This window comes from Paenibacillus oceani (assembly GCF_014705615.1).
In the GTDB taxonomy this organism is placed as follows: domain Bacteria; phylum Bacillota; class Bacilli; order Paenibacillales; family NBRC-103111; genus Paenibacillus_AB; species Paenibacillus_AB oceani.
Window position 1 is genome coordinate 94886 of record NZ_JACXJA010000026.1, and the last position, 12700, is coordinate 107585.

Consider the following 12700-nt stretch of genomic DNA (forward strand, 5'->3'; position numbering starts at 1 on the left):
CCGCGGCGAAGACTTGGGAGACACCGAAGGAGCCCGTTACCATTAGCTTTTATTTGCCATATGCAACCGATACAGCTACGTTCATGGAGCAGTATGGTAACGCAATCGTTAAGAAATTCCCGCATGTTACTTTAAAACTCGTCAATTCCCCGGATACCAACGTGGCGGGCAATCTGTCCAACTTGCTTGCTTCGCAAGAACCAATCGACATTTTCTTGAACGGCGATACCAATCATTACCGATACATAACGCCGTTTAAATTTCAGTACGACATAACGGACATGATCAAGAGAAGCGGCTATGATCTGAAACGTCTCGAGCCTAGTACGCTAGAGGCTGTGAAGGCCCTTCCCCGAATGGCGAAATATATGCATTGCCTTTGCGGATGAATGTAATGTCCCTATTGTACAATAAAGACCTGTTCGACAAATTCGCTGTAGGCAATGCACTATTGGAAGGCAGCTTCGGCGGAATCAACAACCTGTTCTATAGTTCAAAAGTAGCGGCTATGTACGCGGCTTCCATTCCCGGAACAGCGCAACAAGTGAACTGGGATTTGGTCACTTTGCCGGAATTCAGCAATCTTCGCGGTATTGGTTCGCAGGCTTCGCTCAACTTGGCTTATATACCGAGCATCAGTAAGCATAAGGAGCAAGCTTTTGAAATTATCGCTTATATGACCAGTGATGAATATCAGACCGATATTGCCAAAAAAGCTCTGGGACTGCCGGTCATCACAACCCAATCGGCAAAAGATGCGTTCGGTCAAGACAACCCGAATCTTGCAGGGAAAAACCTGAAGGCGCTAACGAAAAATAAACCGGCTGCGCCATTCCAGCAATCGCCTTATCAAGCGATTACGAACAACCAGCTTGAAAAGCTCTGGTATCAGCTCGGTAAAGGTCAGCTTGACATCAATACCACCTTGCGGATGGCGGATGAGAATGCGGTGAAGGAAATTGAAAAATTGAAATCCGGTCAATAATTTAGGGTGAAAAGAAAGGTTTAATGGGGATTCATCCAGACTGTCGAGAAAGTCTCGACGGTCTTTTTATTGTATACTCATGAAAATGGAGATAATCCCTCTCCCTTGCGGCGAGCCCCGCAAATGATACATAAAGACCCTGCAGGATGGTGCAATGGATGTCGGGAAGGGAAATCGCATCTCTGCTATGCTTGGAAGCAACGAGGGGAGGAATCGGATCATGGATATGCTGGCACAGCTGAACGAAGCTTTAAGCTATATCGAAGAGAACTTGACGAATGAGGTGAACTACCAGGAGGCGGCGAAGATTGCCTGCTGTTCGGAATACCACTTTACGCGCATGTTCTCCTTTCTGGCCGGCATCACGCTGTCGGAATACATCCGCCGCAGACGCCTAACCTTGGCGGCACTAGAGCTAAGCCACAGTGATATGAAAATCATCGAAATTGCGCTGAAATACGGATATTCGTCGCCGGATTCCTTTGCCAGAGCTTTCCAGGGTATGCATGGGGTTACTCCTTCGGAAGCCCGGCTTCACGGTCAGTCCCTCAAAGCCTTCCCTCGGATGACGTTTCAATTGACCATCAAAGGAGGAAGTGAAATGAACTACCGTATCGAGGAGAAAGAGGCTTTCCGCATCGTGGGGATCAAGAAACGCGTTCCTATCGTGTTCCAAGGGGTAAACCCGGAGATTGCGTCGATGGTTGAAGGGCTCACTCCAGAATTAATTCAGGAAATTAAAAGCTATTCGAATGTCCAGCCTTCGGGACTGATCAGCGCATCCACGAATTTCACTATGGATACCGATTCAAAAGAAATAAGGATTCGCATCGAACAGGGCTGCCGACATAGATCGACAGCCCTCGTTGCATTCACCGGCATGTTACAGATCCTTCCTGCTAAATGCCCGGCAACCCAACAGGAGCAGAACCGCCGCATACCCGACCGTATACAGAAGGAAGGCGTCCGATGGAACGCTCGGCATGGAGAATGGACCCATGTCGGCCGTGGCAAGACCGGCCCAATCCGCCCCCCCGAGAACCTCGTAGAGGCTTCTCCGGTAAACGGAGTCCGTGGGCAGGAGCAGCCCGGTCAGCAGGAGAAATTTGTCCAGTATAGGGTGGCTTCCTTCATAGATCGTGATCCCTTCGACCAGACCGCTGAAGAGGGCCAATCCGTACAATAAGGCGGCGCAAATCCCGTTCCCCAGCATCGGCAAATAGACGGAACCGAGCATGACCAGGGTGAGGAGAAGAAGCGGCATCCAAGTGAAGAGCACGAGACCCCGCAACAAATCCCCCACAAGCAGGGGAAGTCCGGCCAGGCTGTGGATGGTCCAGACCACGGAAACGAACAAAATGATACTGTACACGGCGATCCAGACGGCATGGCCCAGCCATTTCGCCAGATACAGCCTCCAGCGGGAGATGGGGCGGGCGGCGACAGCCAGCAGCAGACCGTTCTCCTGTTCACCCGTGACGATCCCCATGGCGGAGAAGAGCACGAAAAAGGCCGTTAGAAATTGTGCGAAAAAAAGCCCCAGCACCGTCAGAACCATGCTGTTCAACAGAGATTCGGCAGGGGATACCCGGTTCTGTTCGAGCGTACCGGCCAGCTCCCGAACCCCGAAGGCAAACAGCACCAGAAAGACGAAGGTCAAAATAATCGTGACCAGGAACACCCGCTTACGGGTCAACTCCTTGAAGGTGGCGGCTATGTACATCGTCATAACGGGACACCTCCTTGGCGGGACCGGGCCATCCGGAGGAACCAGGCCTCCAGGCTGTTCGGCTCGGGGCCGGATTCGTAAAGCGTCAGGCCGGTGCGGATGAACAGCGAGCACAGGTAGCCGGCTTGTTCCCGGTCCGTTACGCGCGCGGTCAGGAGGGTGTTGCCGCTCTTGTCGGCCTCGACCAGGCGCAGCAGGGAGGGGGGAGCGCCGCCGACAGCGCTGCTCAATTCCTCCCACGTCTCCGGAAGCCATCCGCCAAGCCGGAAGCGCCAGTTGGCACTGCCGCCCGCGTTATCGCCGGTGCCGCTCAGCAGCTCTTGCAGCGGACCCGATGCCAGCAGCTCGCCGTCATACAGGAAAGCGGCCTCATCGCACAGCTCCTCCACATCTTCGAGCAGATGGGTATTGAGGAAAATCGTCACGCCCCTGCCCCGCAGTTGCTTCAACAGGCTGCGGATCTCGTAACGGCCGATGGGGTCCAAGGCCGAAGCGGGTTCGTCCAGGATGACCAGCTTAGGGTCCAAGAGCAGGGCGGCGGCCAAGCCGAGACGCTGCTGCATCCCTTTGGAGAACCCGCCAACCCGGCGGTCTGCGGCCTCGGACAGGCCGACCAGCTCCAGGGTGTCGCGGACCCGGCTTCGGAAGGCGGATGCCCGCGTCTCCTGCGGGCGCAGCCCTCCCAGTTGACCGTGGAAGCGGAGGACCTCCGCCGGGGTCAGCCAATCCTGGTAGCGGAACAGCTCGGGCAAATAGCCCAGCTCTTGTCTCGCCTCCGCCCGGCCCAAGGGTCGGCCCAGCATGGTGGCCCGCCCGGAGTCGGGGCGGTGGAGGCCGGCCAGCATTTTAACGAAGGTGCTTTTGCCGGCGCCGTTGGGTCCAAGCAAGCCGAAAATGCAGCCCTCCGGCACCTGCAGGGTGATGCCGCGACAGCCGCCGCGGCCGTTGTAGGTTTTGGTCAATTCTTCGGTGTCGATCATCATCATGGCCGGATAAGCTCCTCGGCTGCCCGGCGGAAAGCGGACTCCACAGGAAAATCCTTCATAGAGCCGCTCAGCAACCCCATACGGTCCCCAGCAAGCCAGAGCAGGTAGCGATTCTTTCCGTCTGTCGTCATGACCGCATCGTGTCCGCCTAACTTGAAGTTGATGGTTACGCCGTCGCGGGCCGGCACCGGCAGGGTGCTCTGCCAATCGCCGATGGCCGCCAGCTTGGTCCGCAGGCTATCCGGCAGTACGGGCAGCCCGAGTACCGCCTCCCGGACGGTTGCCGCATCGATGCCGTCCTCCACGGTCAGCTCCGGCTTGCCGAATTGGAGCAGCCTTACCGGCTTGCCCGACAAGGTGCCCTCCGAGGTGATGCCGTCCGGGACGTGTAGCCGGATCGTTTTGCCGTCGGCTTCGACAGGCAGGGTGGTGGTGCCGCCCAAACGGGTGAGCAGCCGGTTGACCGCTTTTACATTCAGATTAAAAGTAAGTGTGGTAGCCGGCTGGAAGACGGGGGAGGCAGGGTTTCCAGGCTGAAGGAGCCCGCCCATCCGTTGCTCCGCTTCGTCCCAAGTGAGAGTATGGGATTCCCCGCCTCCGGATTGGGTCAAGGTGCCGTACTGGGCCAGTGTAAAACTCCGATCTCCTTCGGGCGAGCCGCGCTCCAGAAGGCTGGAGATGGTCGCCATGTCATCCGCCGATATTCCGACTCCGACCATATGCTGAATGCGGAACGTATGCTGCATGGCCGCCAGCGCCCGGTCTCCCAGGGGGGTGGTGAACAGGACGACCGCCATAGCAGCGGCAGCTACCCCGGCGGCCCATCTCCGAAGTCTGCGCTTGGCCGGTCTTTCCGTTCGCCAGGAACCGTTTGCTCTTTTAGCGCTTGTCCCTGTTGCCGCCCTCGGCGTCCCGACAACCGGGGCCCCTTGTTTCCCTTCGAATGCTCGCGTCTGCTTCATCTCCACCGCACCATCCTTATTGTGATCATCTGGATTTTTATCCGATCGGGCGTTGTTTCTTCTTTCATCCGAACATCGGCTCTGCTCCGCATGCCTCCAAAACGCCGGAGCCGGCTCCCGTGCCGCCAGTCTCTCAAACCGGTCCCAAGCCCGGTCCGTATCAAAAATCGGCTCCCCGCCGGTCCGCTTTTCTCCGTCCGCCATCGTGCCGCTCCTCCTCCTGCCCGTATTTCTTCTTCAGCCGTTCCTCTGCACGGGCCAGCAGCGTCCCGACAATCTTCGGGTTGACCTCCAGCCGGAGGGCAATCTCCTCGTAACTGTACCCTTCCTCCCGAAGCAGAAGGGCCGTCCGGTCCCGGTCCGAGAGCTTCTGCAGCACCCGGCGGACCACGTCGATTTCCCACTCCCGGATGACTTCCGTTTCTCCCGAAGGGACGGCGCCTTCCGACCAAGCCGCTACGCGGGCGGTTTCCTTTTCCAACAATGCCTCGCCCGACGACCGGTGCCTTAAATAATCGTACCCCACCCGGGTCAGCACCCGGTGCAGCCAAGCGCCGACGGCTTCCAGCCGGTCGGGAGGGTTCCGGTATAGCCGCAGGAACACCTCTTGGGCCAAATCTTCCGCCGCCGCGTAATCCCCGGTCAACGCATAAAGCTTCCGCGCGACTCCGGGATAATGCTCCCGAAACAAGCGCTGGAACAGCTCGGGTACCTGTGCGCCATCCTCCATGTTGCCGCCGTCCCCCCTTTCATGTACAAGACGGATGCCGGGGCGGTTTTATAGCAGGGTAAAGTCATTTTGTTTCCACATGAATTTATTTGTCGTGGTGGTTACCCTAAGCACTATTTATCCCCATTATGATCCATCCGGATCTTTCAGAGTCAGTTAGTTTCGTTTCGTTTTCCATTTGGGGGTCTGTAAAACTTTTTTCTGTCATTCTAAAGTTACCCATTAGAGCCTGGGAGCTACGTAACCAAAGCGAGCGTTACATGATTTATCGGGCAGAATAACGCAACATTTGTGATGACACATTCGAAAAATGACATTCAGATAACGGGTAACGATAACTCATTTTCCGCAAATAACGAGGCTGCCGACACGAGTGTTCGGCGGCCTTGTCCTTTTTAACGGGTAACGAAGCTTTGGCGTTTCAACCGCAGGTTGATTCGTTAACGAATACTCCATTTCCAAATTATCCATGTTTAAGTATAGTTGGAATCATAATGACGAAAGGGGCAAGGGGATGGAGAACGAACATTCGATGGGCAGAATCATTTTTGAGCTTCGAACGGCGAAAGGATTGACGCAGGAGCAGCTGGGGCAGCGGCTGAACGTTTCGGCGCAAGCCGTTTCCAAATGGGAGAAAGGGGATTCGCTGCCGGACATCTCGTTGATCGTCGATTTGGTAGCGGTTTTAGGCTGCACAACCGATTATTTGCTCGGCAGCTCGGGAAATCTGGAGAGCAAGCTTCCGGATTTTTTGCAGGAACTGGAACAAGCCTCGCGCGATCAGCAGATTCATGTACTTGGTACGATAATGAATACGATCGGTAAAGCCAGCGTCCCCGGAGCCGCTTCCCACCCGTCGATGGAAAGTAACGCAAGCCTTCCATTCATTCGGATTGATGAAAACGGCTTGACTTTATGGGCAAGTCATAAATTTGTGTATATCGCTACAGCTCCGTTTTTGCGTGAAGCCGTCCAGTCCGTTACTCAAGGAGCCGAATTCCCGCTGAATATCGCACCCCCGCATTTTTGGAACATCGTATTGGCCTTGCTTCCGGATACGGACCAATTGTCACCGCACTTTACGGTCGAGGAATCCAAGCTCCGCTCTTTGCTGCCGGAAGAAGTTCCATTTGAAGACATCATGTCGGAATATATAGATCTGGGTTACCTGGAACGCGTACGCGGCGGGTATCGATTAGATAGGAAAGCGGACATATCCGTACGCATGTTTGCCGCCATGTTTGGATAAAGTGGGGATCATTTCGACCAGCTACTCGCCAATGAAGCGATGAGGAGGGAGGGTTTGATCAGACTTCGCTGCAGATTCAGACTCGTGGCTCTCTCCAGTCTGCTGCTCGGATTTCTTTCCGCATGAAGACGTCCTTCGGCTGGCCGGGCGGTTTCCGTTCAAACGAGATCAGGATCAGCTTCTGTACGCCCTGTATAATCCGCTTAGTCCGTCTGCATGGATGCAGGATATCGCCAGAACGAACGGGCTTTCGGCAATTGCCGAGGACGGGACCAAAGTGGTCGTCAACTCCCCTGCCTGGAAAGGGATTTTCCAAACGGTTATCCATGCCTACCGGGAGAAGCAGGTCATCCATCCGGAACCAAATGCGGACAGCAGTACGTTCGAGAGCGTGATCAGGAGGAATCGTTTTCTGATGGGAACGGCGGCCATGACCGTCGATCGCTATTATCTTCTGGCCAATATGACGAATGCCGAGCGTCAAAATATTAATAAATCGCCCAATTGGCAACTGGTGACCGCACCTACGAGCCCGTCCGCTCCGAATGAAACCGAGACGGTTTCGGTACACGACATGTTCGCTATTCATGTACAATCCAAACAGATCGGAGCGGCCTGGGAGCTGGTGAAATTTATTAACGGGGAAAGTACGGCAAAAGCGCTGGGAGCCGGTGGAGGCAGTTCCTTGCTCCTAACCCGGGTGGAACATAACCCGAAGGAAGTGAACGGCCGGTCCGTTGAAGCCTTCCACCGACTGCAGCCAAGCATGAAAGATTGGACGGCCGTTCACAAGAACACTCCAATCGGCTTCCCGGGAACTTTTTCCGGAATTTTGCATACCGAGATCGAAGCGGTTTTGGAGAGAGGGAAATCTGTAGAAGAAGGTCTTGCCGCAATTCAGGAGCAAAGCCAACTGGCATTGGATGCTTTAAAATAAAGGCGGCTAGGAAAGGTAGCGTTCACATGCCTGAACGCTACCTTTCGCCGTTCCTCACACGCTCGAACAGCCTTTCGGCAGACGCCGCCACAGCCATGGCCGTATCCGGCCCCATGGAATTGGTCTCCTCATAGTGGCCTCTTCCGAAGGAGTCCACGCCTTCTTCCAGATAGGGACGGGATGGATGCACCAAGAAGTCGTTGGGAGGGACGATGTAGCCTATCATGTCATTGGCAAGCCCAAAGAGGAGAAGTTCGTCTTTTCCGGCGATCTCCCGCAGCGTCCTCGGATTTGCCGCCGCCGGATTTGCCGCCAACCCTGCTCCCGCAAAGCCCCCTGTCACCAACTCGGGAAAGATTTCCCCGGGTACGAGAAGGATGGGAAGATCCCCGATAGAGAGATAACTGACCTGCGTCGGCAAAGCGAGTCCGAGGGCTCCTGAGCCGGAAACCGTCCTGTGCGAGATGATATCTGCAGCAACGGCTCCAGCGAAGACGATATTTTCAAGAGGAAGAGCAAAGCTGTCGGTAAGGGATACCAGCTTGGGCGCAAGCTCCCGCCCGTGATCGACAGCTAGTGCCGTCTCGGCCAGTATGTGCCCCGTTCTCACCACGTTCTCCTCTACAGGGTATTCCACTCCTTGTTTATCCTTTAGCCGTTCCGTCATAATAAGCCCGCCCAGAGCACCTGGAATAAATACCGTGCTGTCGCCGGTTTCCTCTTGAATTTTCGCAGCCAAATAGGCTGGGAAATCAGCGCTGAGACTCTTGTTCTTGGAGCGGAGGGCCTCGGGATGAGCCGCATAATTGATGATCCGGATTCCCCCGCCGCCGTCCTCAGACACAAATCGTAAACTGTAAAGACTGCGGTCATAAACATAGGGAGGCCGGGAATCCCGCTGCAACGGGCCGGTTTCGGCGCTGCCGTATAACATCCTCCCGTTCTGTCTGTTGGAATAGGCCGTCTCCACAGCCAAAACCGTTCGATCCTCTAGAAGCTGCATATAGGAGGCGGACCGCCCGCTATGTCCTGTAGGCCCCCACAACCCGAGAGTATCGATTCCCGCATGCGTGTGGGTGCTGATAATGTGAATGTCCCTGGCTCCCGCTTCCTTGGAAAACGTGGACAGCCTATTCCGGATTTTTCTAATATCGGTTCCGGATAGACCGATGCAATCAATCACAGCTATGGCGATCCCGCCCCTGCCCGTGTTGTCATCGAGCCAGAGCGCCTTCACATAGGGCGAATCCAGAACACCCTCGATGGTCGTCCCTGTGTTATAGCCGGCTATATAGTATTTCTCCTTCGGAAGATCGTTCGGCACTAATTCCTGCTCCCCGTATCCCATGCTCCAGACTTGGCCGGTTTCTTTATACGTTTTCTCGGAAGTGTAACAACCCGGCACAACCAAAACAGCTAGCAGGATGATGCACAGCATTTTTATACGCACGGTGTATGAACTGCTCCTTTCTGAAGCTTTCCTTGGCGGCAGCACGCTGCCCTTGCTTCTATTGCAGAAACATGGCGATAAAGGAAAAGACCACTTTTACGGGAACCGTGTTTACCTGAGTATAGATAAGGGTCAGGGCGAACACCGGGACAAAACCCGCCCATAATGAAAGGGTGAAGAAGAAGGGGATCGCCCGCTTGGGCTCGGCTTGACGGTTATGGAGCCGCAGTCTCCAGATGAAAAGGCCGATCATCAGCAGCAGAGAGAAAACAACCGGTACTTTCCATGCCGGGCTTACCTCAGCCCTTCCGAGCGATTCCAGAAGCCGGAGACTGGCTTCATCATCGGTGAACAAACCTCCCAGCCTGGGAAGCAGGCGAATAACAACTGTACACAAGCCTCCCGCCAGAATGGTGAACGCCGCGCAGTAGGCCGCACAACGAAGGGCCTGTCCGGTGCCTGGCGGCCAAACAATCGGTTTTGTCAAGGCGATACCCCCTTGTACATTGAAGAGACGCCAGTATAGAAACCATGAGAGTGGGGCATCCCCTTTATATGGAAATTATCGTGTAACCAAAATTTCTACTCACAAGGTACGATGTCCTTCTTTCACTCCCTTTTTCGACAAACCTTTTGAATATCCGCGCTCATAAAAACAGAGGGGTATCATCAAGCGGTTCACGAGATATTCGAATTTAAAAGTCAATTTCAGATTTAAGTATTGATGGAATTTACAAAGATGGCATGGGGGAAGTTGGGGCTCATTTAAATCAACTTGGGTCCATCGCAGCTTGTATTCAGGGGCCGTCTCATGGAATATTGATACAATAGGACTCAGCCGAGTCCGCAAAGTGTTCATTGGGATGGAGGGGATACCGTTGCTGACGATTTTGAAATTTGCGGCTACGTTTCCGCTTTTTCTGGTATCGCTCGTCGTATGCTGGCGGATGTTACATAAAGAGAGATACATTAATTATATTTGGCTATCGTTTCTCGTTCCGGCCATTTTGCAATTCTTGCTCGTATGGATCTCGAAGGAAGGGTCGGAGCTCTGGCTGAAAGTGTTCATGGGCATCCATATTGCCTTTACTGTATTCGCCGCTTTTATCGTTTGGTTTTTGCGCCAATTGGCTAGAGCCTATAAAAATTAGAAGACTAAGACAGAAGGCAGTCGTTCAGAAGGAACGGCTGCCTTTTGCTCGATGACAGGTATGGCGTAATAGGGTAGGGAAAGCCCGACTTGAGGATATATGAGATGGCGGAGGCGAGGGAATGACGATTGTACGATTGGCGACTTTAGACGATGTCGATGAACTTGTTCAAATGCGATGGGACTTCTCTGCAGAAGATTACGGACTTGGTGCGGCTAGCTTTGAAGAGTTTCACCGGATTTGCAGCGAATTTTTGATTAAGGCCCTCGGAAGCGGAGATTGGTATATTTGGGTTGCAGAGGTTGACCGTGCCATCGTTTCGCATATGTATCTGCAGCTTATTCATAAAGTACCGAGGCCAGGTAAATCACCAGACCCTTACTACGGCTATGTGACCAACGTGTACACTCGTCCGGCCTTTAGAAGCCAAGGGCTTGGGACGGAGATTCATCGGGCTATGGAAAAGTGGTCCAAAGAACATGAAGTTGAATTTCTTATCTTGTGGCCCAGCAGCGATAGCACTTCGTTTTACAGGAGAAACGGTTTTTTCCGCTGTGAAGAGGCCATGGAAAAGCATTGGTGACCTGAAACGAGGGGTTCCTATCGAATTAGCCCCCCGGAGTGGTCCGGCAGAGTTTTGAAAGAACGATTGCCTAACTCAGCGGGACATACGAAACAAGGATGCCGACAATAAAATGCGGCATCCTTTTCCATATGTTCCGTTGCCAACTATTTAACGAAAGTACATACCGAATTCGGGACACATTACCGCTTCGCGGTTGTCTCGCTTTTGTGTTCAATAACTTGCAAGACTTTGGGTTCAATAGCTCGTAGCATTTGTTCATGCGAGCGATTGGTTGTAGCAGCATCGCCATGAGGCTCGCCTTGAAGTTGCGTATCAACCTGGGTTTGGGCAATGACATCCATTACTTGCTGTTTGGAGACGTTTTTAGAGGCTGCAACCTCCACCACCGATTTACCCGCAGCTAATTCTTGCTTTAATTGTGTCGGGCCCATGTGAAGTAAAGCAAACAGTTTGGCGTCATTTAGATAGGCATCGGCAAAATAATCAGGCTTGCCATTGGTAGAGAAAAAACCTTCTACATGAATGGTTTCAGGCGTAGCCTCGCCTCCGATCAGAGAAGCACTGACGGTATGGCCCTGAACAAATACTTGGTAGAAAGGTGTCTCGGATCCCTTTTTGATGTAATTCAATATAAACGTTTTTTGATCCGGGTTCTCCATTTGCTCCATAGCAAACTCGTACTCTTCGATGCTGCCATACAAGGTATTCATCAGATAATCCACCTTCGACTTGATATCCTGACCGGTTAGAACCGTGAGCGGCTTCCCGGCAGGCTCCCAATTTTCCTGAATCACATGTTCGATTGCACCCGTCACGCCGTTTGTATGAAGCGTAATCGTTTTGCCGGTTCCTCCTTTTTCCCGCAGGGTGATGCTGGTTTGGACACCTTGAACGGAACTTGCGTCGATAATCTCAAACGATTGGGTTTCGGGAAATGCGCCGTACAGCTTCTCAAGTGCTGCTTGGCCGACCTCGTCCACTCTGACTTGTTCTGCAGTCATTGGCGTTCTGGTCAGCATGTCAATCAGAGTAGGAGCCGCAAAGGCTGCGGTTGGAATCAAAATAGCGGCTGCGACGATTCCGCCGATTAAACGTTTTTTCATGGTTGGTTTGCTCCTTTTTCGTTGCAAGTATTGAGAATAGGATTGTTCGACTCGTTTGGAGAGGGCCGGGGGGCACTCCATCGTTTCTGCTTCCTTGTGCAGATGTTCGCGTAGGTTGCGTTCAATAGTCATGGATCTCTTCCATCCTTTCCGGGGGGAGATTCCCTAAAGTTTTTCGAAGCGTCTGTAGACCTGCATGATATCTGGACTTGACTGTGCCGATTGGGATTCCGAGCAAGGTCGCCATTTCCTCGAGCGTATAGTCGTGAAAAAAGCGGAGGACAATGACCGTTCGTTGTTTGTCAGTCAGTTTTTGCATGGCCTGCGATATCACTTGGCTTGTCCCGTCCATCCATACAGCAGGCTGATCCCAATGAGACTCTTCCCGGGTGAAGGCTCGGATGCGTTCGAAAATCCGGAATCTCCGCCAGCTCTTGACCCGAAATCGCTGTACTTGACGGATGACCAAGCCGTGCAGCCAGAAGCGAAAAGGCCGGTTCGTGGTCCACATTTGGATGTAGATCTCATTCATGACATCCTCCCGATCCTGCTGATGATCCACCAGAAAGGAAACGGTCCGGTAGACATCCTGATAGGTAGCCTCATACAGCGTATGAAAGGCTTCCTGACTACCGCCTTTCATTTTTGTGAGCAAGTGGTACATCGAGTCACTTTGCATGTGGAGGGCCCTCCTGAGTAAGCAGCTTACACCCTATATTGTCTCTTTTTCGAAAAAAGGTTCGGTTTTTTATTTGGCGACTGGTACTATGAGCTTAACATCAACTATATAAGGCTGCCGAAGAATCGGCAGCCTCATGGAGCGGATCAGCTT

13 protein-coding genes and 1 pseudogene are annotated in these 12700 nt (G+C 53.3%); 6 read left to right on the forward strand and 8 right to left on the reverse strand.

The annotated features are described in order from the left end of the window. Positions 1-394 precede the first annotated feature (394 nt). Both IDH45_RS18890 and IDH45_RS18895 read left to right on the forward strand, forming a co-directional pair. Positions 395-985 carry an extracellular solute-binding protein gene (locus IDH45_RS18890; RefSeq protein WP_190929681.1) on the forward strand — a complete coding sequence of 197 codons (591 nt, stop codon included), beginning with the start codon at positions 395-397 and terminating at the stop codon, positions 983-985. A gap of 220 nt (positions 986-1205) precedes the next feature. Next, positions 1206-1805: pseudogene (locus tag IDH45_RS18895) on the forward strand (AraC family transcriptional regulator); the annotation flags it as partial. A 63-nt stretch (positions 1806-1868) separates the two neighbouring features. On the opposite strand, the gene IDH45_RS18900 reads toward IDH45_RS18895, so the two are convergent. From IDH45_RS18900 to IDH45_RS18915, 4 genes are read right to left on the reverse strand one after another with little or no spacing between them, the layout of a single operon-like run. Beyond that, on the reverse strand, positions 1869-2714 hold the full coding sequence (locus tag IDH45_RS18900) for an ABC transporter permease subunit (RefSeq protein WP_190929682.1): 846 nt from the start codon (positions 2712-2714) through the stop codon (positions 1869-1871). Continuing rightward, complete coding sequence (locus IDH45_RS18905; RefSeq protein WP_190929683.1) at positions 2711-3700, reverse strand: ABC transporter ATP-binding protein; 990 nt, start codon at positions 3698-3700, stop codon at positions 2711-2713. Before IDH45_RS18905 ends, IDH45_RS18900 begins: the two co-directional genes overlap by 4 nt. Next, entirely contained in the window at positions 3697-4866 is a 1170-nt protein-coding gene (locus IDH45_RS18910) for a hypothetical protein (RefSeq protein ID WP_190929684.1), read from the reverse strand. Before IDH45_RS18910 ends, IDH45_RS18905 begins: the two co-directional genes overlap by 4 nt. Continuing rightward, positions 4823-5392, reverse strand: coding sequence for a sigma-70 family RNA polymerase sigma factor (locus tag IDH45_RS18915; RefSeq protein WP_190929685.1), 570 nt, complete (start codon positions 5390-5392; stop codon positions 4823-4825). Before IDH45_RS18915 ends, IDH45_RS18910 begins: the two co-directional genes overlap by 44 nt. A gap of 514 nt (positions 5393-5906) precedes the next feature. On the opposite strand from IDH45_RS18915, the gene IDH45_RS18920 reads away from it, so the two are divergent. Together IDH45_RS18920 and IDH45_RS18925 are read left to right on the forward strand one after the other, a co-directional pair. Then, complete coding sequence (locus tag IDH45_RS18920) at positions 5907-6641, forward strand: helix-turn-helix domain-containing protein (RefSeq protein ID WP_190929686.1); 735 nt, start codon at positions 5907-5909, stop codon at positions 6639-6641. Between the two features lie 277 nt (positions 6642-6918). After that, on the forward strand, positions 6919-7578 hold the full coding sequence (locus tag IDH45_RS18925) for a type 2 periplasmic-binding domain-containing protein (RefSeq protein ID WP_190929687.1): 660 nt from the start codon (positions 6919-6921) through the stop codon (positions 7576-7578). A gap of 37 nt (positions 7579-7615) precedes the next feature. On the opposite strand, the gene IDH45_RS18930 is transcribed toward IDH45_RS18925, so the two are convergent. Continuing rightward, on the reverse strand, positions 7616-9073 hold the full coding sequence (locus IDH45_RS18930; RefSeq protein ID WP_190929688.1) for a hypothetical protein: 1458 nt from the start codon (positions 9071-9073) through the stop codon (positions 7616-7618). Positions 9074-9086: 13 nt separating this feature from the next. Next, complete coding sequence (locus tag IDH45_RS18935) at positions 9087-9515, reverse strand: hypothetical protein (RefSeq protein WP_190929689.1); 429 nt, start codon at positions 9513-9515, stop codon at positions 9087-9089. 391 nt (positions 9516-9906) lie between these two features. Between IDH45_RS18935 and IDH45_RS18940 the strand changes: the two genes are divergently transcribed. Together IDH45_RS18940 and IDH45_RS18945 are read left to right on the forward strand one after the other, a co-directional pair. Further along, positions 9907-10179 (forward strand): hypothetical protein, encoded by a 273-nt coding sequence (locus IDH45_RS18940; RefSeq protein ID WP_190929690.1) that lies wholly within the window; start codon positions 9907-9909, stop codon positions 10177-10179. A 121-nt stretch (positions 10180-10300) separates the two neighbouring features. Further along, a complete protein-coding gene (locus tag IDH45_RS18945; protein WP_190929691.1) occupies positions 10301-10762 on the forward strand; it encodes a GNAT family N-acetyltransferase in 462 nt (153 codons plus the stop codon). Between the two features lie 182 nt (positions 10763-10944). On the opposite strand, the gene IDH45_RS18950 is transcribed toward IDH45_RS18945, so the two are convergent. Both IDH45_RS18950 and IDH45_RS18955 read right to left on the reverse strand, forming a co-directional pair. Next, the gene (locus IDH45_RS18950) at positions 10945-12000 is read right to left on the reverse strand and encodes a hypothetical protein (protein ID WP_190929692.1); all 1056 of its coding nucleotides are present in this window, start codon (positions 11998-12000) and stop codon (positions 10945-10947) included. Next, positions 11990-12547, reverse strand: a complete 558-nt coding sequence (locus IDH45_RS18955; protein ID WP_190929693.1) for a sigma-70 family RNA polymerase sigma factor — start codon at positions 12545-12547, stop codon at positions 11990-11992. The genes IDH45_RS18950 and IDH45_RS18955 overlap by 11 nt, the downstream gene beginning before the upstream one ends. Between the last annotated feature and the right edge of the window lie 153 nt (positions 12548-12700).

Excerpts from the sequence above, each read along its gene's own strand:
- IDH45_RS18890 (WP_190929681.1), top strand. The coding sequence starts at position 395 with ATGTCCCTATTGTACAATAAAGACCTGTTCGACAAATTCGCTGTAGGC.
- IDH45_RS18900 (WP_190929682.1), bottom strand. The coding sequence starts at position 2,714 with ATGACGATGTACATAGCCGCCACCTTCAAGGAGTTGACCCGTAAGCGG.
- IDH45_RS18905 (WP_190929683.1), bottom strand. The coding sequence starts at position 3,700 with ATGATGATGATCGACACCGAAGAATTGACCAAAACCTACAACGGCCGC.
- IDH45_RS18910 (WP_190929684.1), bottom strand. The coding sequence starts at position 4,866 with ATGGCGGACGGAGAAAAGCGGACCGGCGGGGAGCCGATTTTTGATACG.
- IDH45_RS18915 (WP_190929685.1), bottom strand. The coding sequence starts at position 5,392 with ATGGAGGATGGCGCACAGGTACCCGAGCTGTTCCAGCGCTTGTTTCGG.
- IDH45_RS18920 (WP_190929686.1), top strand. The coding sequence starts at position 5,907 with ATGGAGAACGAACATTCGATGGGCAGAATCATTTTTGAGCTTCGAACG.
- IDH45_RS18945 (WP_190929691.1), top strand. The coding sequence starts at position 10,301 with ATGACGATTGTACGATTGGCGACTTTAGACGATGTCGATGAACTTGTT.
- IDH45_RS18950 (WP_190929692.1), bottom strand. The coding sequence starts at position 12,000 with ATGACTATTGAACGCAACCTACGCGAACATCTGCACAAGGAAGCAGAA.
- IDH45_RS18955 (WP_190929693.1), bottom strand. The coding sequence starts at position 12,547 with ATGCAAAGTGACTCGATGTACCACTTGCTCACAAAAATGAAAGGCGGT.